Origin of the sequence: Conexibacter sp. S30A1 (genome assembly GCF_023330665.1) — a bacterium.
GTDB lineage: Bacteria > Actinomycetota > Thermoleophilia > Solirubrobacterales > Solirubrobacteraceae > Palsa-465.
The window spans coordinates 3,126,183-3,147,697 of the sequence record NZ_CP097127.1 but is presented as its reverse complement, the minus strand read 5'-3'; the positions used below and the strand labels follow the sequence as shown (position 1 = coordinate 3,147,697).

17 protein-coding genes and 1 pseudogene are annotated in these 21,515 nt (G+C 64.5%); 2 read left to right on the top strand and 16 right to left on the bottom strand.

Annotated elements, in window-relative coordinates:
* The first annotated feature begins 28 nt into the window (after positions 1-28).
* Positions 29-2,116 (top strand): recombinase family protein, encoded by a 2,088-nt coding sequence (locus M3M54_RS15070; protein ID WP_249019845.1) that lies wholly within the window; start codon positions 29-31, stop codon positions 2,114-2,116.
* Here the strand turns inward: M3M54_RS15070 and istA are convergent.
* A complete protein-coding gene (istA, locus tag M3M54_RS15065) occupies positions 2,111-2,851 on the bottom strand; it encodes an IS21 family transposase (RefSeq protein WP_249019844.1) in 741 nt (246 codons plus the stop codon). The genes M3M54_RS15070 and istA overlap by 6 nt on opposite strands.
* 330 nt (positions 2,852-3,181) lie before the next feature.
* Here istA and M3M54_RS15060 point away from each other — a divergent pair, with 330 nt between their 5' ends.
* On the top strand, positions 3,182-4,177 hold the full coding sequence (locus M3M54_RS15060) for an IS30 family transposase (RefSeq protein WP_249019843.1): 996 nt from the start codon (positions 3,182-3,184) through the stop codon (positions 4,175-4,177).
* A 549-nt stretch (positions 4,178-4,726) separates the two neighbouring features.
* Here M3M54_RS15060 and ltrA read toward each other — a convergent pair.
* From ltrA to M3M54_RS14985, 15 genes and pseudogenes are all read right to left on the bottom strand, one after another.
* Positions 4,727-6,223 carry a group II intron reverse transcriptase/maturase gene (gene ltrA, locus M3M54_RS15055; protein WP_371878587.1) on the bottom strand — a complete coding sequence of 499 codons (1,497 nt, stop codon included), beginning with the start codon at positions 6,221-6,223 and terminating at the stop codon, positions 4,727-4,729.
* Between the two features lie 546 nt (positions 6,224-6,769).
* Positions 6,770-7,762 carry an IS630 family transposase gene (locus M3M54_RS15050; RefSeq protein ID WP_256465855.1) on the bottom strand — a complete coding sequence of 331 codons (993 nt, stop codon included), beginning with the start codon at positions 7,760-7,762 and terminating at the stop codon, positions 6,770-6,772.
* Positions 7,716-7,916 (bottom strand): annotated as a pseudogene (locus M3M54_RS16750) (helix-turn-helix domain-containing protein); the annotation flags it as partial. The pseudogene M3M54_RS16750 and the gene M3M54_RS15050, both read right to left, overlap by 47 nt.
* Before the next feature lie 600 nt (positions 7,917-8,516).
* Positions 8,517-9,575 carry a hypothetical protein gene (locus tag M3M54_RS15040; RefSeq protein ID WP_249019842.1) on the bottom strand — a complete coding sequence of 353 codons (1,059 nt, stop codon included), beginning with the start codon at positions 9,573-9,575 and terminating at the stop codon, positions 8,517-8,519.
* A 101-nt stretch (positions 9,576-9,676) separates the two neighbouring features.
* On the bottom strand, positions 9,677-10,672 hold the full coding sequence (locus M3M54_RS15035; protein WP_249019841.1) for an MBL fold metallo-hydrolase: 996 nt from the start codon (positions 10,670-10,672) through the stop codon (positions 9,677-9,679).
* A gap of 12 nt (positions 10,673-10,684) precedes the next feature.
* Positions 10,685-11,965: a CaiB/BaiF CoA-transferase family protein gene (locus M3M54_RS15030; protein WP_249019840.1), complete on the bottom strand. Its 1,281-nt coding sequence runs from the start codon at positions 11,963-11,965 to the stop codon at positions 10,685-10,687.
* Positions 11,966-11,982: 17 nt separating this feature from the next.
* A complete protein-coding gene (locus tag M3M54_RS15025) occupies positions 11,983-13,659 on the bottom strand; it encodes a class I adenylate-forming enzyme family protein (RefSeq protein ID WP_249019839.1) in 1,677 nt (558 codons plus the stop codon).
* A gap of 211 nt (positions 13,660-13,870) precedes the next feature.
* Positions 13,871-14,587: an IclR family transcriptional regulator gene (locus M3M54_RS15020; protein WP_249019838.1), complete on the bottom strand. Its 717-nt coding sequence runs from the start codon at positions 14,585-14,587 to the stop codon at positions 13,871-13,873.
* A gap of 74 nt (positions 14,588-14,661) precedes the next feature.
* A complete protein-coding gene (locus M3M54_RS15015) occupies positions 14,662-15,411 on the bottom strand; it encodes an enoyl-CoA hydratase/isomerase family protein (RefSeq protein WP_249019837.1) in 750 nt (249 codons plus the stop codon).
* Positions 15,412-15,490: 79 nt separating this feature from the next.
* Positions 15,491-16,705, bottom strand: a complete 1,215-nt coding sequence (locus M3M54_RS15010; RefSeq protein ID WP_371878682.1) for an iron-containing alcohol dehydrogenase family protein — start codon at positions 16,703-16,705, stop codon at positions 15,491-15,493.
* 22 nt (positions 16,706-16,727) lie between these two features.
* A complete protein-coding gene (locus M3M54_RS15005; protein WP_249019835.1) occupies positions 16,728-17,894 on the bottom strand; it encodes a MaoC family dehydratase N-terminal domain-containing protein in 1,167 nt (388 codons plus the stop codon).
* Positions 17,895-17,966: 72 nt separating this feature from the next.
* Complete coding sequence (locus M3M54_RS15000; protein ID WP_249019834.1) at positions 17,967-18,710, bottom strand: alpha/beta fold hydrolase; 744 nt, start codon at positions 18,708-18,710, stop codon at positions 17,967-17,969.
* A gap of 6 nt (positions 18,711-18,716) precedes the next feature.
* Positions 18,717-19,670 (bottom strand): NAD(P)-dependent oxidoreductase, encoded by a 954-nt coding sequence (locus M3M54_RS14995; protein WP_249019833.1) that lies wholly within the window; start codon positions 19,668-19,670, stop codon positions 18,717-18,719.
* 46 nt (positions 19,671-19,716) lie between these two features.
* Entirely contained in the window at positions 19,717-20,094 is a 378-nt protein-coding gene (locus tag M3M54_RS14990; protein ID WP_249019832.1) for a carboxymuconolactone decarboxylase family protein, read from the bottom strand.
* A gap of 50 nt (positions 20,095-20,144) precedes the next feature.
* Positions 20,145-21,515 (bottom strand): MmgE/PrpD family protein, encoded by a 1,371-nt coding sequence (locus M3M54_RS14985; protein ID WP_249019831.1) that lies wholly within the window; start codon positions 21,513-21,515, stop codon positions 20,145-20,147.

Here is a 21,515-nt window from a genome sequence, read left to right as displayed (position 1 = left end):
CACAAACGACCCGAGAGGAGACACAACGATGAGCGCGCTGGCTTCGAACACGGCAGCGAAGGTCACCGCCGAGCATCTGCAACGGACCGCGTTTCTGTATGTGCGGCAATCGACCTTGCGCCAAGTGATGCAGAACACGGAGTCCACTCAGCGCCAATACGCGCTGCGCAGGCGCGCGATCGCGCTCGGCTGGCCGGTGGAGCGGATCGTTGTGATCGACACTGATCAGGGGCAGTCCGGCGCCTCCGCGGCGGACCGTGAGGGGTTCCAGCGGCTCGTAGCCGAGGTCGGTCTCGGGAAGGCCGGGATCGTGCTCGGCCTGGAGGTCTCACGGCTCGCACGCAACAACGCCGACTGGCATCGTCTCTTGGAGATCTGCGGGCTGTCAGGCACGCTGATCTGCGATGAGGACGGGCTCTATGACCCCGCTGATTTCAACGACCGACTGCTGCTCGGTTTGAAGGGCACCATGTCGGAGGCGGAGCTGCATTTCATCCGCGCCCGGTTGCAGGGCGGAATCCTGTCCAAAGCCCGCCGCGGTGAGCTGCAGATGCCGCTGCCGGTCGGCCTTGTCTATGACCCGTCCGGAAAGGTCGTGCTTGATCCTGACCGCAGCGTGCAGAACGCGCTGCACCACGTGTTCGCAACGTTTGCGCGGACGGGGTCAGCTCGCGCGGTCGTCTACGAGTTCAAGCGCGAGGGGCTGCTGTTCCCAACCCGGATCCGTAAAGGGCACCTGGCCGGTGAGCTTGCGTGGGTCGAGCCCGCGCACTGGCGGGTGCTGCGCGCGTTGCACAACCCCCGCTATGCGGGCGCGTTCGCGTATGGCCGGCGCAAGAACCGAAAAACCCCGGACGGGAAGATGACCTCCCATCAGCTCCCGCGCGAGCAGTGGACAGCACTGATCCCCGACAGCCACCCGGGCTACCTCACCTTCGAGCAGTTCGAGCAGAACCTGCGCACGCTCGCCGAGAACGCCCGCGCTCACGGGCAGGACCGCGCCGGCGGCCCCGCCCGCGAAGGACCCGCGCTGCTGCAAGGCATCGTCATCTGCGGCCGCTGCGGAAACCGGATGAGCGTCCAATACCACCAACGCCGCGGCGAACTCGTCCCCGACTACCGCTGCATCCGCGCCAACATCCAGCACCACACCGGGCAGTGCCAGACGATCCCCGGCCAGCGTGTCGATGAGACGATCAGCCGGCTGCTGCTCGAGACCGTCACGCCGCTCGCTTTGGAGGTCGCGCTGAGCGTCCAGGCCGAGCTCGAGCAACGCGCCGACGAAGCCGACCAGTTGCGCAGAAGCCATGTGCAGCGCGCCCAACAGCATGCTGAGCTCGCCCGCCGCCGCTACCTCGCCGTGGACCCCTCAAACCGCCTCGTCGCCGACACCCTCGAAGCGGACTGGAACGACAAGCTCCGTCAACTCAACGACGCCCAGGACGACTACCAGCGCGGCACCGAGACCGCTCGCGCTCAGCTGACCGAGCAGCACAAGGCCAGGATCCGTCAGCTTGCCGCTGACTTCCCGGCGCTGTGGTCAGATCCCGCCACCCCCGCGCGTGAGCGCAAACGGATCGCCCGGCTTTTGATCGAGGACGTGACCCTGAACCGCACCGAGGAGATCCACGTGCACGTCCGCTTCCGTGGCGGGCAGACCACCAGCCTCACGCTACCGCTCCCAACCCCGATCGGTGAGCAGCGCAAAACCCCGGCCGAGGTGATCGCCCAGATCGACCGGCTGCTCGACGAGCACACCGAAAGTGAGATCGCCGCGATCCTCAACGCCCAGGACCTGCAGTCGTTCGATGGCAGCCCGTTCACCGGCTACATCGTGAAGTGCCTGGGCAAGAACCACAGGCTCGGCAGCCACCAAGCCCGCCTGCACGCCGCCGGAATGCTGACGCTCACCGAGATCACCGAGCAACTCGGCGTGCACCACCACACGATCAAGGCCTGGGCCCGCGCCGGGCTGCTCACATCCCACAAAGCCAACGACCGCAACGAGCAACTCTACGACCCACCCCAACCCGACGACCCGAGGCTCGTCAAACACCTCGGCCAACGCCTCGCAAACCGAGAACACATCAAAACAAGCCCAGGAGGTGCACTATGAAACAAACGCCTTCTCATGGGCGCCCTGGATACCCACCAGCGTGAACCACGACTCATACAGGTAGTGCGAGCGCAACGCAACAAACCGCTCGCTCTCAACCCGGTTGCGGCCCTTCAACGTCTTCTTCGCCGCAGACTTCAGATTGTCGTATCTGATCGTCGCAAACACGCCCGTGAACCAGTCCAGCGCATGCACATGCCCCTCCAAAAACGCCTGCTGGGACTGCGACTCAAACGCCATCACAAAACACGCCCCCGAAAAGCACGAGCGCATCAAAAACAAGCCGAGCACCGTCAGCGTGCCAGCCACACTGACGGTCGCCTCACCCCAATCAACCTCCGCCGTCTGACCCGGATCATGCACCTGCGGACAGAACGCCTCCGCCAGCAACCCAAGCTCCCGGCGGCGCTTACGAACGTGATCACGCACCGTCGACTCGGCCACAACCACACCGCGCTCCTCCACAAGCCGATCCCGGATCCGCTTGGCCGTGTGCCGCTGCTTACGCGGCGCGTCCCGATCCGCGACCAGAATCCCATCAATCCACTCCCTAAACGGTCCAAGCGCCGGCGCTGGACGGCCCTCCGGCTGCTTACGCTCCGGCGGCAACGCCGATTCCAACGCCTGGTTGACCGTCCGGCGATGCACCCCATACCGGCGCGCCAGCTCACGCTTGGACACGCCCGCGAACTCGTGATCCCTACGGATCTTCTCAAACAGCTCCACTCTTGACATCCCTTCTGCAACCTCCGATCCGTGCTCCAAGAAACACGGACCATCAAGTCACGCTCGGACGGAAGGTGGGGCCAAATCAAGCTCGGCGGATTCGAGTGATCGTCGCAACACCACCACGGTTCGGGGGTTGCGATGTCAGGAGAGAGACGGTCACCGGGAACGGCGCCGCAGGCTGAGAAGCGGGCACGATGGGCTTCGTTGATCGCGCAGGGTGTGAGCAACAGCGAGGCGTGCCGGCAGGTTGGTGTGCATCGTAAGACCGGCGTGAGGTGGCGTTATGGGCGGACGGTCCGGTCTGCTGTCGGGCGCTCTCGCCACTATCCGCCGGTGATGATCATTGAGCGAAAGCCGCGTAGCGACCGGTATTTGAGCGAGGAGGAGCGGGTGAGGATCGCGGATCTGCGTGGCGAGGGGCTGGGTGTGCGTGAGATCGCCCGCCGGATCGGGCGCTGCGCCTCGACGGTCAGCCGGGAGCTGTCGCGTAACGGTGCCGATGATGGTTCGTATCGCCCGCACGGCGCGCAGCGTCTCGCCGGCGGGCGGCTTGGTCGTGTGCGGCAGCGTCGGGTCGCTACCGACACGGTGCTGCACGAAGCCGTAACGGGGCTGCTTGGCAGGCGTTTCAGCCCAGAGCAGGTCTCCCACGAGCTGCACACGAGGTTTCCGGGTGAGCGCGCTCGGCAGTTGTGCACAGAGTCGGTGTATCAGGCGATCTATGACCCGTTGGTGGATATCACGCGCCCGTGCCGCAGGCGGCGGCGTAAGCGGCGCTTGCGCCCTGATCAGCGTCGTCAAAGGCCTGAGAGCATGCGGATGATCGACCAGCGCCCGCAGGAGGCGCTGGACCGCAGCATTGCCGGGCATTGGGAGGGCGATCTGATCAAGGGTGCGTACAACCGCAGTGCGATCGGGACGCTGGTTGAGCGCAAAACCCGGTTTGTGGTGTTGCTGCACCTGGACGGCGGGCAAGGCGCCCAGGCGCTGAACGCAGCGCTTGAGCACAAGCTCGCCGTGCTGCCGCCGGCGCTGCGCCGGTCGCTGACCTGGGATCAAGGAACCGAGATGGCAGGCCACGAGCAGGTCACTGCCAGCACCGGCACAAGCGTGTTCTTCTGCGAGGCTCACAGCCCGTGGCAGCGGGCGTCTAACGAGAACATGAACGGTGTTCTGCGGGACTACTTCCCGAAAGGCAGCGACCTCTCCCAGCACAGCCCGGATGAGCTTGAGCGTGTCGCAGCAGAGATAAACGGCCGGCCACGCAGAACGCTGGGGTGGCGCACCCCAGCGCAGCTGTTGGACATGGAGCTTGAGCAGCTCGCCGCATAGACATCGAGCGCAGCGCCTCACCCGCCCATAGCGTGTTGACGGCGTGTTCGCCAGCCGCGATCACCGCCAGCGCGGCCGCGGCGTGACATGCGCAGCATCGTGCGTGCTGGCAAACAACGTCCCCAGATCGTCGCCGTGGGCCACGCTGCCGGTATGCCATGCCCCCGGGTGCCGGCCACGCCCGCAGCGGGGTCAGAGCCCGCGACGGCCACGGCCAGCAACATCCCGCCACACGCCTGACCGGGCATCAGCGCACCAGCGCGCGCTTACACGCTGGCGCCCGCTATGCCCACGCACGACCAACGGCCGTGCACAGCAGCAAGCGCCCGTCCGGCGGGGTCTGCAGGACACCCCGTGCCCCCGCCCGGCAGCCGCGCCCGTAGCGGGGTGAGAGCCATCGCCCCTCCGGGGCTCCCGCTCCCACCCCGCTACGGCACCCCGGTCTGTAGCGCTCCGCCACCCCAACCGGTAGGGTTGATCTGTCAACTGTTGGTTGCGGTGGGGACGGCCGTTGCTGACCGCCCCCCGCGCAGATCCCAGCGTGCGGGACTACCGCACTGGGCTCCTGTCTTGGGTTCTGGCGGCGAATCGCTGTTCAGGCCAAGGATGCAAGATACGCGGGGCTGGTAGCCATCGGTCAGCCAAGACGTTCATTCGCGTCCAGTCGATCCGGTTGCGCTGACTACGTCGCCGCAGCGAGTGTCGCCAGTACCGGATGATCTGTTCGCGGAAGACGTGGAGCGCCTCGCTGTTGTTGGGCACCGCGTAGTAGTTGTAGTGCCCTTGAAGGACCGTGGCAAGCCACTGGCCCTGCGCCGGAATGGGCTGGTGCATACGCCACGCCATCTCCCGCTTGAGAGCGTGCAGCTTGACGCGCATCCGTTTCGAGTCGGTGGTCCGCAAGAGCTTGAACTGTCCCGTCTTCCTCGCCTTCCCGCACATGTGCGTGAAACCGAGAAACTGGAACGTCTCAGGCTTGCCGAGCCCTCGGGCTGCACGATCACGGGCGGCAAACCGCCCGAACTCGATCAGCCTGGTCTTCTCGGCGTTAAGCTCCAGCCCGAACTTCGCGAGTCTCTCGCGAAGCTCAACCCAGAACCGTTCCGCGTCCTGCCGGTGCTCAAAACCCACCACGAAGTCATCGGCGAAGCGCACGATCACAACATGACCGTGCGCGTGCCGACGTCTCCATTGGTCAGCCCACAGGTCAAGGACGTAGTGCGCGTAAACGTTCGCCAACAACGGAGAGGCCGAGGCCCCCTGGGGAACGCCGTCCGGCAATGCTGTCCACGACCCGGCCTCGATGACCCCCGCGGCCAGCCATTTCTGGATCAGCCGCAAGACCCTTTCATCCGCGATCCGGTGCTCTAAGAACTTGACCAGCCACTGATGGTCGAGCCTGGAAAAGTAGTCGCTGAAATCAGCGTCGAGCACCCAGTTCACCCTCCGACGGTTGATCCCGTATGCCAGTGCGTCCAGCGCGTCATGCGGTGAGCGCCCCGGACGGAAGCCGTAAGAGAAACCGAGAAAGTCCTGCTCATAGACAGCGTTCAGCACCTCGACCACCGCCCGCTGAAGGATCTTGTCCTCAAGCGCAGCGACGCCGAGCGGCCTAAGCCGCCCATCCGGCTTCGGAATGAACACCCGCCGAGACGGTCTCGCTCGATAGGCGCCCCTGTGAACACGAGCGTGGAGATCCGTGAGGCTGCCCTCCAGATCCTGCCCGTAGTCGTCCCACGTGACGCCATCCACCCCCGGTGCGGCCTTTGGCCGAAGCGCAAAGTACGCCGCCCGCAGGCGATCGACGTCAACATGGTGCAGTAGCGCGGTGAACCGCACGTCCTTGTCCTGCCTTGCGATCCGTCGCACACGGTCAAGCGCACTTGGCGCGTCATGCCCGGCACAGTGTCCGGGACGCGTTTTGCCTGCCGCGTTCCCCTTGACCGGCCCGCTTCCCTCCACCGCCTCCGCCGCCCCGTCTCGGGCGTTGTTCGACAGCTTCACAGGTACTATCAGGCCGTCCGACTGCTCACGGTCGTGCGTCACGGGATTACCGCCACCGGCGTTCCCCGCGCGACCCGCCCCGCCATCACGACAGGCGGATAACCGCAAGCCCTCCCGGTTCTCAGCATGGAGAGATCACGCACATGCACAGGTTCTCCGACCCCGCCGGGCCTCACGACGACTCGCGATAACGCCGCCGCAAGTATTGCCTTCCACCGACGTCGACCGTGTCGGCACCCAGACTGTTCAGCATTTCGGGGCTCAATAGCCGGCCTGCACGCACCCCGACACCAACGCTTCGCTGCGCCCTCACGGAACGCCAACGCATGGGCAGGGCCACCGCGGTTCGCTAAATCTTCGATGTAGGACTCTCTCATTCCCTTCTCTCATGCCGGTTGTCCGGCGCTTTCCGACGTTGGCTGGAACTCGCCCCGTCGCACTGGGGCCAAATCAGGCTGGCGGTCTCAGCAATCCGCCCCTGAGTGAGAACGCCCCGTAACGGTGCGGCCAAGCGAAGCCGTCGCCCTCACGGAGCGGGGGTCTCTTGCATCTAAGTGCTCTGGCTCAGAAGTTCGCCCACGTATTGAGTCAGGCGGCGTGGGCGGCGGGTAGGTCGAGGCGGTGCGCGAGGCGGTCGAGGTCGGCGCGGGTGAACTTCCACTCGAACGGCGCGGCGATGTGCTCGTAGCGGCGGCCGAACGTGAGTAGCTGCTGCTGGAGCGTGGCGAGGTCGGCGAAGTCGTTGGGTGTCAGGACCTTGCGCTGGACGATGGAGAAGTAGATCTCGGCCTGGTTGAGCCAGCTCGCGTGGACCGGTGTGTGGACCAGGATCAGGTTTTCGTATCGGCCTTGGAGTCGTCTGATCGATTTCTTGCCGCGGTGCGCGGAGCCGTTGTCCACGATCACGAACACGCGTCTCGCCTTGCTGTAGGGCTCGACGGTCATGAACTGCTCGACCAGCGCATCGAACGGCTCGATCCCGTCGGCCGGGGCGCAGCGGTCAAACAGCTTGGCGCGCTTGACGTCCCAGGCGGCGAAGTAACAGAGCGCGCCGTTGCGCTCGTATTCGTGCTCGACGCGCTGCCCGCGGCCGATGCCGGGCGCGGACGGGAGCGTCTGATGCTTGCGGCGTCTGGCTTGGATCGAGGGCTTCTCGTCGCAGCAGACGACGTAGTCGCCGGGATGCAGCAGCTCGCCCTCCCAGCGGCCGGCGTACAGGTCGAGGATCCGGCCGGCGTTGGCGGTGAACTCGGGGTCCCGTGGGAAGATCCACGAGCGGTACTGCCACGGCTTGATCGCATCCTCAGACAGCCAGCGCCAGACCGTCACCCCGGAGATCTGCTCGCAGATCCCGCGCGAGATCACCTCAGCGGCCAGCTCGCTGGAGGACCAGCGCGCCAGCGGCACCTCGCTGTCGACGGGTCGCTCGCACGCCAGGCGGATCACCTCAGCCCGCACCTGAGGGGGGAAAAGTCGGCGGTCTACCGCGCCGTGGCCGGTCCTCGAGGCCGCCCAGGCGCTGCTCGAAGAACCGCTTTCGCCACTGCGAGACCACCTCGCGCCGACAGCGAAGCTCGGCAGCGATCTGGTCGTTGCGCATCCCCTGGGCCGCCATCAGCACCATCTGAGCACGTATAACCTGCCAGTACGGCAACGTATATGAGCGCGCGACGTGCTCCAGGACCGCGTGTTCCTCGTCGCTCAACTCGATCCGATACGGGCTGTGCCTCGGCATCAACGTCACTTCATGAGAGGACAGGATGCCAGACACGCTACGGCGTGGGCCGGATGCTAATACGTTAGGTTATTTATGTAGCGGAGCACTAAGCACCCAGTGGAAACTGCGCGCACTCGCCACTGGGTGGCGCACCTTTCGCTCCCCCTCCCTGCTCGTCCGTCGGCCTGAGCCCATGCATCGCCCGAGCGCCCGGATGATCGCGCTTGTTGACGGACACGTTGGATGGTGATCGCGGCGTCGTCCGGGATTGGTGATTGCATGACGAACGACCTAACGACCGAAGGGTCTGAGGCTAGCTGCAACGGCTGCCATTGAGGACGTCCGGGTCAGGCACTGTGTGTCGGTGCGCCGGTGCAGAGTTCGGCGGGACCGCCGCCGGTGACGGTCTGGCTGCGATGGCCGCGGCCGGCGGCGGCGAGTGCTGCGAGTTCTTGCTCGACACGGTCGGAGGGGAGGTTGCGTTGGCAGGGGTCGCGGCTCGGGGTGCGGGTCAGGCCGCTGGTTGATCTGGTGGACGCGGTGGGATCCGCGCCGCGGTTCTACGGCGCGGCGTAGCGCAGTACACGTACCTCGTGGCACAGCACCGAGCGCAGATACTCATGCTCTCCGCCATGCCTCGCCGGGCTTGGTAGGGTGCCTGTATACGTGCGAGTACCTGTAATCCGAGTCCGCCGACCGCGGAAGTACACCCATCATCCGCCGCCACGAGTCGATTAGCACGTCTTCGAAGTCGTAGTCGAAGCTGTCGCCGAGTTGCGACTCCAATTCGTCAATTTCGCGCGCTGTGGCGGACCGGAGCCAGTCGACCGTTTGGGCGATTCCGGTAGCGGTGTCGAACCGTTCGCAGTATCCGAGTTCTTCCCTTATCGCGTCGCCCCGCGTTGCACGATGCTCAGGCCCTGACCGGTACAGAGGATGTGCTGGTGTGGCGATGTCGAAGGGCATGTCGACGAACTCGACCTCGACATCCATGTATTGCGCTATGAACTCGATCCGTTGCCGCACCGTGTAAATGTCGTTGTCGGTGACAACATAGGACTTACCGGCGGCCATCGACTGGTTGTCAATGGCCGCCAACGGTGCGAGGCCCACGTTGCGAACAAACGCCCGCGACTCGAGGCGGAGCCCGGCGTCGGGAACGATGATTTGGCGTCTGCCGTCAAGGATCCGGCGGACAATGGCCCACTCGGGCGAACCCGGTTGTCGTGGTCCGTAGAGCGTCGGATAGGCAATGTATGTGGCGTCGAACGCGCCGCTTTGGCCGGCAGCGAGGAATTGTTCTGCCGCTTCAGCAATGCGGTAGCCGAGTTTGCCGTCGGACTCGGTGGCGATCAGCGGCCGCTGATCTTCGCGTACGATGGCAGGTCGACCCATCGCGCCCCAACGTGGGTCGAACCGGGGTGCCAGTGGTGTCATTGCACCGCCGACGGCGACCATGTGTCCCGTGCGACCGTTGAAGTAGTTGGTTATGTGGCGCAGTCGGCCGTACTGCGCAATCACGACGTCGAACTCGCTGCCGCCAAGCGCTTTGGCGATCGTTTCGGGGAAATGCGGGTCGCCGTGGATGTGTCGTACCTCCTCGGGTAGTGGGACCTCGTGCGTCCCGCTATGGAAGATCGTCGTCTCGAATCCACGCTGTAACAGTCCCTCGACCAAGTCTGGGCCAGAGGGCCCGGTGCCACCAACCACGAGCGCAGTCCGCCCGGCGCAAGGAACGATCGACGGCAAAGGCGACTTCGGCATGCCGCTTACGGCTCCTAGTGGCTCCGGAGAAACTCGATTTGACCGCCTTCTCCTTGCAGCTCGAAAACATCGCCCGCGTTGATCAGAAGATCGACGTGACCCAGTACTTCTGAGATCGTCAGTTGCACCTGCCGTACGGCTTCGTCAGGCCATAATTCGCGGGCGAGCTCGAACGCCGTCCGCGGACGTGCTTCGATCAGCTCAAGCAAGCGCTCGCAGCGACGCCGGTGCATCTCAACACGGGTCTTGATCAGTTCCGCGTGTGCGTGTACTGGGTCGCCATGCCCAGAGTAGACCACGTCTATTGGCTCGGTCGCGGTCTTCCCGAGCGAGTCCAGGTAGGTGGCAAGTGCCTGTGGTCGTCGATGCTCCCGGCCGTCGAGCGGCCGCGTCAGCACGGGATTGGACGAGATGTGGCCAAGCAGGTGGTCACCACCGATCATGACACGTGCGTCGTAGTCACAGAACACCGTGTCGGATGGCGAGTGGCCGGGTCGGTGTAGAACCGTGAAGGTACGGGTGCCGAGGCGTAACTCTTGTCCGGGGACGAGCGGGATCGTAACGTTGACGGGGGCACCCCAGCCGCTGGAACGCCGATTCATCGCGTCGACCACCAAACAGATGTCCCTTGGGACGCCATGGGTTAGAAGCGTCTCGCGCATGTATCGGTGTTGCGCGCGGATCGATTGGTCGTAGGAGGCCAGCCACGGTTGCAGCTCTTGGAGGGCGGCAACCTCGGCGCCGGTCTTTTCTGCCAGCAAGCCGACCAGACCGATGTGATCCAGATGTTGGTGGGTGACGATGATGAGCTCGATCTCGTTGATCTTGTGGCCCAACGCTGCCACACCGTCCTCGAGCGCGACGAGGGTGGTGGCAGCGTTCGGCCCGGCGTCAACGAGCGTGAGCGGGTCGTCCTCGATCAGGTACGAGTTGACCGGCCCGACAGGAAATGACGTTGGAAGCTCAACCCGGTAGATGCCGGTCCCATCGCCTGGTTCAGGCGCCCTCATCTCCAACCCCAACTACGAATCGGCGGTGTCCACGAGCGCGAGCGATGAGCGGCCGTGATAGCCGTCTTTGACCTCGGTCCCAGTACCGGTGACTCCGCAGGCATCAAGGGCTTCGAGCTCACTCCTCTCGAGCAAAAGTCGTTCTGCAAGGACTTCGGCGGTGTGCTCACCCAGCCTCGGGACCTCGCTCTCCTCGGGCGCAGGCGAGTCGGAAAGGCGCAGCGGGCTGCCGAGCGTCCACCAGTCTCGATCCTCACGGGAGTGGTACCTCAGCATCCCGCGCTCAGCTACTTGTGGGTCGGTGATGACCTCTCTCAGGGATTTCACAGGAGCGCAGGCGATGCCGGCGTCGCTCAATACCATGATCACATCGTCGGTAGTTCGAGTCGACGTCCAAGCCTCGACGACCGCATCGACGCGGTCGATGGATGCGGCACGTGCACGTCCGGTCTTGAATGCCGGATCCTCGATCAGTTCGGGGCGCTCCATCGCTCTGCATAGCGATGCCCAGTGACGATCGTGCAGGCAGAGGATCGCGGCCCAACCATCCTGAGTCTTGTACGAGTTATACGGGGAAACCTCCAACCCGCCATGGCGGTTCCCGGTGCGCTCTGGGATCGCTCCGTCGTTGTCGAGGTACCCTCCGATGTTCGAAGCGAGAGATGGAAGGATCGCGTCATAAAGCGCAACCTCGACGTGTTGACCCTTGCCAGTCACCGAGCGCTGCACGAGAGCAGCGAGCACCGCCGCGGTGAGGTGGGCGCCACCCATGAAGTCGACCACCGACGGGCCCGTGCGCACCGGAATCCCGTCAGGAAACCCGGTGGTCGCCATGACGCCAGACATCGCTTGGACCGTCAGATCCATGGCACGCAGCGATCGGTAGGGGCCCGTGCTCCCGTAACCGCTACCCGAGGCGAGGATCAGCCGTGGATTAGCGTCCAGCACTGCATCGACACCAATGAGACGATCGAATGTGCCGGGCGCGAAGTTCTGGATAACCACGTCGGCGGTTGCGGCGAGCCGCAGAAACAGCTCCCGTCCCTCAGGGTTCTTGAGATCGAGGCTGACGCTGCGCTTGCCGGCATTGAGCAGACCGAACTGCATCATCTCGGTGCCCTTGCGAACAGTCGGCCGCCGGTATGGCTCTCCCTTCAGCGGCTCCACCTTGATCACGTCGGCGCCCAGCCGTTGCAGTAGTAGCGCGCAGTACGGGCCCATAAACGCTTGCCCTAGATCCAGCACCGTGATGCCGGTCAACGCGCCCTGGCCCAGAGTATCAGTAGCAAACACTTCCGTTACCCCCATCTTTAGGTGCTGTCGCGTCCAGCACGACCTAGGCTTGTTGACCGACTGCCGGCTCCCCGTTCAGCGATCGCATGTTCGCGCAGCGCGGGTTTGTCGACCTTCTCGGTTTGGTTCGTCGGCAGACGTTCGCGGCGCAGATACCAGACGCTCGGTATCGCAAATGACGCGAGCTGCCCCTTAAGCCGTTCGGTCAGAGTCTCGCTCGTGTGCGTTCCGTCCGTGACTACGAACGCGCAGACTTCTTCGCCATATTCCGGGTGTGGGATGCCGACCACTGCGGCTTCCGTCACGCCGGGGACGGCTATCAGTGCGCGTTCGACCGCTGCCGGTGCGATGTTCTCGCCACCGCGGATGATTAGATCCTTTGCGCGTCCGGTGATCCACAGCCGACCATCCTCGTCGAAGTGTCCCAAGTCGCCAGTGTGCAACCAGCCCTCGCTGTCGATCGGAGACTCGTCGAGTCCGATGTAGCGTGTCATCTGCGTCGCGGAGCGGATCAGGACTTCCGGGTCTGGCAGGTCCTGGTGCGGTTCGAACCCGATCTCGACCAGCGGCAGCGGCCGGCCGGCCGAGCCGGGATGATTAAGCGTGTCCCTGCCAGACGCTGCCGTGGCCTGCCCGCAGTTCTCGGTCAGTCCGTAGCCGGTGGGCACGCCCGTCCTCACCCCCGGGAACTCTTGGCGGACTCGCTCCAACATTTCAGGATGAATCGGAGCGCCACCGGTCGTCAGTGCTCGCAGGCTGCTCAGATCTCTCTTGTGAAGGTCCGGGTGGTCGAGCACACGCGTAACCATCGTCGGAACGGCAGCCCATCGAGCGATTTTGTGACGCTCGATCAAGGCAAGCACCTCTCCCGCGTCGAAGCGACCGGATGGCATGATCACGGTGTGGCCTACGACGACTGAGCGCAGCAGCATCTGGGGGCCACCGACGTGAAAGAGCGGCCCGGTGTGCAGCACGACCTCGCCGGAGTTCTCATCAACCTCGTGAGGCAGCCGATGGGTGACCTGCAGTAGCATCTGGAGGTTAGCCAGAAGCGATCTGTGGGAGAGTTCGACTGCTTTGGGCTTGCCTGCGGTGCCGGAGGTGAAGATGATGACGGCGGCATCAGATTCGTCGCCGTCGCTAGGCGCAGCAGTGGCGCCATTTCCGGATTGGGTCATGTCAAGTTCCCAGATGGCACGTTTGGCTTTAGGGGGTAGACTGGTCGCACAGCGGGGATCGGCCAAAGTTGTCTTAGGCTCGACCAGTGCGAGTGCATCTGCGACCTCGGCTTTGCTCCACCATGCGTTAGCCAGTGCGGGCACGGCGCGCAGGTATTGACAGGCCCAGAAGTTGATGACCCAGTCGGGACTGTTCCAGCCGTGCATCAGCACGCGGTCTCCGGCGCTGACCCCGCTCTCCGCAAGCGTTGTTGCCTTGCGAACGACGCTGCCGAGCAACGCGTCGAAGCTAACCTCTCGCTCGCCCTGGACGAGGTATGTGCGCTGCGCCCAGCTATGCGCGAGCTCAAGCACCTCGGTCAGCCGACGGGGTCGATGGGTGTACATCCGGAACGGCGCCCCGCGTACCTGCTCGATCCCGATCTGGTCACCCCAGTTAACACTGTTGACAATCGACCCGACCGACGCGGCGGTTGCGGGCATCCTGACTTCCTGGGAATCTTGAGCAGCAGACATCATCGTGCCCTCTTACAGCGGTCGTTTTCAGAGCTCTCGGGACGCCGACCTCAAGCCCCCTCAAGCGCTATCCGTAATTACGAATATGCGGTCGAGTTGCTGAACAGTGTAATCTTCCCCGGCCGCCACTGTCAAGGAGAGCGCGCGAAGGGCTAGGTACTCGCGCAGGCCTGGGTCGGCCTAGCGTGCCGCCACGGCTCGCCGAGTTCCCTCAGATCGCTTCGCGCGCTTGGACCGAGCGGTGCTGCCACGAGTCGACGCGCTTGAGCAGAACCTCGGCCAGCTCTGCTCCTCGAGGCTCCAACTGAGCTGTTGGCCCGACCAGCGTCACGGAGGCCACCGGGGCCCCGGACTGGCCGTACACGGTCGTTGCGATAGCGAACCGGCTGCCGCCCTGCCGAACGTTTCTCGCTATCCGGGTCTGCTGAATCTCCCGGAGCTCCTCCAAGAAGCCTCGCACGGATTCAGCTTCGGACGGGTCACGCCGGCGCAGGTAGGCTTCGCGCTCCATCTCCGGCCAAGCGGCCAGCAGCGCCTTGCCTCCTGCAGTCTCCAGCGGCCTACGGCGAATGTTCGAGCGAGCTTCGAAGCCTGCTACGGGATCGCTTCCGACTTGGGAGATGTAGATCAAATGATCTCCAGCGAGCGTGCCAAGAAATACGGCTGCATCCGTCTCTTCATGAAGAGCCTCGAGGTCTGCGTGCGAGACCGACCCCGCGCGTATGTGACCACTAGCGAGCGTGAGCGAGTAGACAGCCGGGCCGAGATAGAAACGGTGGTCGGTCTCGTAGAGCCAGCCCTGGGTCAGTAGACCGCCGACGAATCCATGCACCGAGCTCTTCGGGGCATCCACCGCTCGCGCGAGTTCCGCGAACGTCATTCCGGGCCTGTATACGACCTCTTCGAGGATCCGTGTGACGCGATCCACAGTCCGATGGTTCTGCGGCATGCGTCGAGAGACTACATCGCGTGCCTGCGGCTTCGCTTGCGACGTCATCGATATCACGTCCCCGTGAAGATGGGATCCCGCCGCGCAATAGACGCCGACACCCCCTCCGCAAAGTCTTTGGTCCCCAGCAACGCGGTCTGAGCGTCGGCCTCGAGGTCGAGGGCGGCGGAAACCTCGGCGACGAGTCGGCGCCGCATTGTTGCTCTGATTGCGACCAGCGAGAGAGGTGCCGAACCTGCGATCTCAGTTGCGAGTTCCAACGCAGCGTCACGGACGTCGCCCTCGGTGACTCGATCACAGAGCCCGAGTTCAGCAGCTTCGGTGCCCGCAACTGCGCGGCCCGTGTACAGGAGATTCTTGGCTGTCTGGCTGCCGACCACCCAAGGGAGCGTGACTGACAGGCCGAATCCTTGGTGGAAGCCGATGCGAGCGAAGTTCGCAGTGAACCGGCTGTCGGGACGCGCAACTCGGAAGTCTGCGGCTAGCGCAAGGCCGAGTCCCCCACCCACGGCGCTACCTTGAACTGCGGCTACGATCGGACGCCGTGCGGTGAACAGCGCAAAGGCATGCCTATACATGCGTCGGATGCTGTCGGCGGTCGCATCTCGTAGATCGGCGCCTGCGCAGAAGTGCCTGCCCTCCGAGCAGAGCACCACCGACCTGACGTCCGAGCGCTCATCCAGAGCCAGCACTGACTTGGCGATTTGGCCGAGCAACTCCTCGTCGAAGAAGTTGTTGGGACCGCGATGGATCTCGACGATGGCTACATTTCCGTCGACTTCGGTGCTCACATCTTCCGTCATCCGTACTCCTCGTTGCGATGCTGGCTGTGTTGAGCCGATGTCGGCTCCGGTCGCGACAGGCGCGACCGATGCGCTGCCTTCACCACGCGGCGCCTAACAGCGTCTCGACATTGTCGCGGGTAACGGTGCGCGGGATGCGGCTGATTGTCCAGTCTTCGAGTACGTGTCGTGCGATGTCAGCGAGCGCGTCACCGTCCACGCCAACATCACGCAGGCGTCGCGGCACTGCGGCTGCCTCAAGCACCCGCTCGACCCCTGCCACCGCTGCTTCCGTGCCGGAGTCCGCTTCGCCGCCCGCATAGCCGAGGGCGCTGGCGACCTTGTCGAGTCCGTGCTTGACGACCGGGGCGTTGTACTTGATCACGTGCGGAAGGAAAAGCGCCTCGACGACGCCGTTCGATGTGGTTGACCGCGGTCCGGTCGCGTGCGAGAGCGCTTGCGCGAGACCGCCGCCAACATAGTCGCTTCCTTGGCCCGAGAGCACCGAGGCGAGCATTAGTTGCAGCCGTGTCTGATCGTCTTCGGGCTGGCGCACGAGCCGCGGGATCGAATCTCCGAGCATCCGAAGGGCATGCATCAATAGCGCTTCTGTCAGGGGGTCGTCCAGCTTCGACTGTAAGCCCTCGACGGCCATCGCGAATGCGTTCAGTGCTGCGCCGAGCGTCACGGGTACGGGAGCGGTGAGCGCCAAGGTGGGGTCGAGGAAGATGGCTTGTGCCCGCAGCTTCGGATCAAACAACGCAAGCCTGTCGCCGGTGGCTTCGTCTCTGAGCGCGCAGCCGGCTTTCGCGTAGGCAGTGGTTGGCGTCGTCGGGACGATCCATTGCTGGAGCTTCGGAGCGGTCAGCCTCGGGCTGATGAACTTCCCATCTTCGTCGCGCCGCGTGCAGAACTCGCGGAGGTTCGATCCTTCAGCTACGACGATCGACGCGCCGCGCGCGGTCACAATTGAGGATCCGCCGCCGACCACGACGACGGTATCGGCCGACTGATCCTCGAGCACTCGGGCGGCATCGAGCACGGTCCGCACTGGACTGTGTGGTTCGACAGCGTCGAATCTCCCGACTAGACGCTCCCCCAACGCAGATTCGACGCGTTGCAGAGCTTCGGCGTGACGGCTAGCAATCGATGGATCGCAGACGATCACGGCGCGTCGGAGCTTGAGCCGGTCGAGTTGCCCAGGTAGTGCGGCGAGAGCGTCCTCTCCGCAGAATGTCCTGAACGCCGGCGTCGCGTGCTGGAACTTCAAGGGCGCGGGCCCGCGATCGCTTGGCGCATCCGTGGTCCCTGACACCTCGCCAGGGACCACGGACCGATCACGTGGCATCGCGCTGTGGCAAGGCGATTGTCGCGATCCCGGGCATCACGTTCTTGCCGCGCTGATTGTTTGCCCAGGTCTCCACGTGAACGACGTGATCGCCGTCGGCGTCGATCTCCTTGCCGGTCACGCGTCCACCGAGACGGATCACATCGGAGAGGTAGACGTGTGCCCGGTATTGCGAGTCAGCGGCCTTGAGCGTGCCGGCGTCGCCCATCCAGTTCGTGAGCGAGTGGATCTGCCAGCAGGTGCGCTGAATCCCCACGTCATAGGCCGCCTGCGCACCCTGAAGCCTGGCCGCGTAGTCGTTGTAGTGGACCGAGTAGACCGGCTCGAGTGCTTTGGTCTGCGGGTCGCGGTAGGCCCACTTCGGATGCTTGCGGTATCGTTTGAGCGCCACGCGGTGGGCGGAGATGCGCGGGATGGGGGCAGCGCCAGAGGCGACGTATGCGATGAAGTCGGTGATTCCGAGCGGCCCCTTGGTGATCAGGTCTAACTCATCGCCGACGTTGACGTCCTCCCAGTAGCGCGGGTCTGAGCCCCGTGGCGTCTCGGCCATAATGTCCGATTCGATCTGCTCGATCTCGGCGTCGGTCCAGGGGTGAGGAATCTCGACTTCGCGTTCCTTGGAGCGGGACTGGGCCTCCGTGCGTTCAAATCTGACACGCGAGCAGATGAACGTGGCTACCAGCTCACCATCCTGGTTGCGGTATTCTTGGCGTAGGTAGTCCTTGATCCGTCGTCCTGCGAAGTTGCTGTCTGTCGGTCCGTCGAATCCGTCGAATACGACGGTCGCGAGGATGCGGTCGCCTTCGCGGATCGGCTTGTGGAACGTGCATTTCGTCTCGGCATGGAATCCGCCGAGCCCGCGCCAGCCCACCTGAACCGAGCCGAGGCAGGCGAAGATGAAGCTTGGGGGCGCAACGATTCCGCCGTAGACGCTGCCTGCTGCGTACTCCGGATCGGTCCACAGGGGGTTGTCATCACCGATTCCTTCGGTGAAGCGCAGGATTGCGTGCCGGTCCGCGTATTCGTTGTTGACGGACAGCTCGGTGCGGAGTTCCGTGCCGATCAACGCCCGCATCTCGGCGAGCATTTCATCCGTGAAGCGGCCGCGTGCGAGTTCGCTTTCGATGACCCCAAGGTCATCCTTTGAAGCTGTCATCTGTCTCCTTCGTTCGCGATTCCGATCTAAGCCTCGCACATACGAACAGAATATGCGTGGCCCCAACCGCTGTCAAGGCGCCACCGCGCCGCTGACGACGCCCGCGAAGATCTCCATCAGGGCATCGGGATCGGTGACCATGATCTCGTGGCAGCCGTCGAGCGCGATGTAGTCGAATGTGGCTTCTTCGGCGGCGCGCGTGCGCTGTCTTTCAAGGTCGACCTCGGGCAGCCGCGATGGTCTGCACTCGATAGCTAGGCCCGGGTGAGACCATGCGCGGTCGACCGTTCCGATCTTGTCGGTGTAGGTCTTGATCGGCTGCGGTGTCGTCTTGGAGTTGACCCAGGCGATCTGCTCGGGGTCGGTTAGACCCCACCAGCTCGCGTCTGAGACTGGGACGAGCCAGCCTTCGCCATCGGTTTCGGACATCCCGATCATGCGCCGTGCTCGTTCCCCGCCGATCAGGTCGAAGATCGACTCGCCCTCTTTCGGCAGGTGGGCGTCGAGCCAGATCACCGAGCGCACACGGTCGGCGATGTGTTCCATCGCGCCGGCAGTGGGCATTCCTCCGTAACTGTGGGCGACGAGGATGGCGTCCTCGATGTCTTCGTACTTGAAGACGGCGGCGATGTCGTTGATGTGCGTATCGAGCCCGATCTCCCGGCTCACGAGGTGCGCACGTTCACCGAGCCCGGTGAGCGTCGGTGTGTACACCTCGTGACCCAGTCCGCGGAGACGGTGGGCGATTTCTCTCCACGCCCATCCGCCGTGTCGCCCTCCGTGGATCAGTACGAACGGGGGTTTGTCGGTGGACATCCTCGCCTACCGGACGTTGTAGCCGGACTCGGCCTGCTGGGCGTAGACGCGTGCCACGTCCTCCTCTGCGAGCTTGAACGGCGGCACGCCGGCACGCTCCTGCTGAAGCTGCAAGAAGGACTGGCTGTCGCGATCGCCCCAGCCGCGGTTCAGCGCCTCGGTCATCTCCATCGTCGTGAGGTTGCAGAGCCGCATGGGCACGCCCGCTTCGCGGCCGAGCTGCATCGCCAGCTGCGCATCCTTGTAGGCCAGGCGCAGTTGGAAGCTCGGTGTGTCGAGCTTGCCCTGCAGGAAGCGGCGGCCGATGTTGTCGAATGCTCGCTGCCGGCCGGCGCCGCCGTTGCGGATCGCCTCCCAGAGCGTGAGCGGATCCACGCCGGCCTTGACCCCCATGGTGAGCACCTCGGCAACGACGGCGTTGATCGCGAGGCTGGCCATGTTGTGGGTCAGCTTTGCGATGGTACCGGCGCCGATGTCGCCGATGTAGCGTGCGTCATCGGAGATCGTGGCGAGAATCTCGGTGTGGCTGTCGTAGACGTCACGGTCGCCGCCGATCCAGATCGCCAGCCGGCCGTTGGCCGCGCCCTTCGGGCCGCCGCTCACGGGAGCGTCCATCAAGTGGACGCCCTTCTCGGCGAGGATCGCGTGCACCTTGCGGATCATCTCGACCGAGTTGGTCGTGAGATCGAACCACACGCTGCCTTCGCGAAAGCCTGAGGCCAGACCGTTAGGGCCGAGCGCCACGGCTTCGAAATCCTGCGGTGTCGGGAGCGAGGTGAACACCAGCTCGACCTGGGAGGCGAGCTCCTGTGGCGTGTCGGCCCAGGTCGCCCCGTTCTCGATGTAGGTTGCCGCAGCTTCTCGCCGTAGGTCGTTGACCACTAGGTCGTGGCCGGAGCTCTGGAGGTTGGCGGCGATCCCGCGTCCCATGGCTCCGAGCCCGATGAATCCGATCTTCATCGCTTCTTCCTTCCAATCCTTGGTGGTTCAGTAGCTGTGGACGTGCCTAGCTCGCGAGCCCGCGCTCACGCATGAGCTCGTCGGCGATCCGGAATCCGTCGCTTGCCGCGGGCAGCCCGCAGTAGACCGCGGTCTGCAGCAGGATCTCTTTGATCTCTTCAACCGAGCAACCGTTGTTGAGGGCACCCTCAAGGTGGTGGCGTAGCTGGTTGGGCCGGTTCAGCGCGACGAGCATCGCGATGTTGATCACGCTGCGCAGCTTGCGATCCAGTCCGTCGCGTGACCAGACGCGGCCGAAGCAGACCTCAGCCGAGTAGTCCTGCAGCACATCGTTGAAGCTGTCGCGCTGTGCTGCGCGCTTGGGCAGGTAGTCCTCGCCCATCAGCTCGCTCATTATGCCTTCGCCGATTTCAATGGTTGACATGGTTCTCTCCTCCGCGTTCTGGTTCGGTTTGCTCTCCGGCGAGTCGCGCGCTAAGCGCTGGCAGCGCCGTCGAAGATTCGTAGTAGTTCGTCGACGTCGTCGATGTTCTCGAGGCCTTGGCACAGGCTGACGAGCGTGTCTACGTCGAGGGTGGGCAGAGCGTCACGCCATTTGCCGGCCAGGTCCTGCCAGGTTGTGCCGCCTCGGGCGCTGTGACCCCTTGGCCAGTCGACGCGGTGAACGACCGCGGCGCCGTCGCGTGTGACGATTTGGACTCTGGCGCCACGGCCGTTTGGCAGCTCGGCGTCGAGCTCTGCGTCCGGCGCCACGACGATCACAGCGCGGATCCTCTGATACAGGTCGTCTTCGAGGATCTTCGGGAACGGGCTGGTGCGCAGCGATAGGCCGCCTTGCGCGAGCGCGGCGCCGAGCATGTCCTGAACGCAGATGTTGTGCATCTTGCGGCTGTCGACCACGCGCATGGCGTTGGTCGGCATCCCCACTTCGACGCCTCGGATGTCCTGGGGATCGATCGAATGCTCAGCGACGAGCGTCATGGCCGCTTCGACCACAGCATGGATCGGATAGCCGGCGTTTGTGAATTTGAAGTTGGCTCCCATCACCGCAAAGTCGGCGCCCAGCCCTTCCATGAGAATGTCGCGCGCGTCCTGCAGACCCCATGCCTCGAGTGCCCCGTCGGCCGCGCCAATCACGTCCTCGCAACCTTCGAACCCTGCCGCCGCGAGAAGTGCGGCGCTGATGCCGGCGGAGGCGTACTGGCCGTTGCAGAACGATTTGCTGATGTGCCGCCGCTCCTGGAACAGCGAGCAGAGACCGTTGGCCTGGAAGGTGGCAAGCGCCATGGCGTGACTGAGTCTTTCCGCGTCGAGTCCCAAGACGCGACTTACAGCGCTTGCGGCTCCAATGGCGTGCAAAAAGTCCGCGTGAAGATGAAGACGCGACTTGACGCCGAAGACGCCGCCGCAGGCGCGGATGAGCCGGTTGCCGATCTCGTAACCGAGGACGACCCCGTTCAGCAGATCCGCACCGGTCGCTCTTCGGTGCTCGCTTGCCGCCGCCACGGCTTGCACGATCGTGGCGCCCGGATGTCCGCCGACAACATGGGCGCCGTCAACCTCGTCGGCGTGACCGGCGGTGCCGTTGGCCAGCGCCGCGTACGGGGCCGTTGTCCGGACCGCGGTTCCTAGAACGCGACACGGTCCGGGGCCACCGATGCTGGCGACATACTGCGTGGCGAGTTGCCCCGCAGGACGCGTTTGACCGAATGCGGCACAGGCCAGTTCGTCCATCACGATCTGGCGGCCGCGTTCCCGGACCTCTTCGGGCATGTCCTCGACGGTCGTGGCGGAGGCATAGTCGGCCAGCGCGAGCGTCAGGTTCTTACGTGCGGCGTTGGTCAT

Excerpts from the sequence above, each read along its gene's own strand:
- M3M54_RS14990 (WP_249019832.1), bottom strand. The coding sequence starts at position 20,094 with ATGTCAACCATTGAAATCGGCGAAGGCATAATGAGCGAGCTGATGGGC.
- M3M54_RS15005 (WP_249019835.1), bottom strand. The coding sequence starts at position 17,894 with ATGACAGCTTCAAAGGATGACCTTGGGGTCATCGAAAGCGAACTCGCA.
- M3M54_RS15035 (WP_249019841.1), bottom strand. The coding sequence starts at position 10,672 with ATGAGGGCGCCTGAACCAGGCGATGGGACCGGCATCTACCGGGTTGAG.
- M3M54_RS15060 (WP_249019843.1), top strand. The coding sequence starts at position 3,182 with ATGATCATTGAGCGAAAGCCGCGTAGCGACCGGTATTTGAGCGAGGAG.
- M3M54_RS15025 (WP_249019839.1), bottom strand. The coding sequence starts at position 13,659 with ATGTCTGCTGCTCAAGATTCCCAGGAAGTCAGGATGCCCGCAACCGCC.
- M3M54_RS15070 (WP_249019845.1), top strand. The coding sequence starts at position 29 with ATGAGCGCGCTGGCTTCGAACACGGCAGCGAAGGTCACCGCCGAGCAT.
- M3M54_RS15015 (WP_249019837.1), bottom strand. The coding sequence starts at position 15,411 with ATGACGGAAGATGTGAGCACCGAAGTCGACGGAAATGTAGCCATCGTC.
- istA (WP_249019844.1), bottom strand. The coding sequence starts at position 2,851 with ATGTCAAGAGTGGAGCTGTTTGAGAAGATCCGTAGGGATCACGAGTTC.
- M3M54_RS14995 (WP_249019833.1), bottom strand. The coding sequence starts at position 19,670 with ATGAAGATCGGATTCATCGGGCTCGGAGCCATGGGACGCGGGATCGCC.
- M3M54_RS14985 (WP_249019831.1), bottom strand. The coding sequence starts at position 21,515 with ATGACCAACGCCGCACGTAAGAACCTGACGCTCGCGCTGGCCGACTAT.
- M3M54_RS15000 (WP_249019834.1), bottom strand. The coding sequence starts at position 18,710 with ATGTCCACCGACAAACCCCCGTTCGTACTGATCCACGGAGGGCGACAC.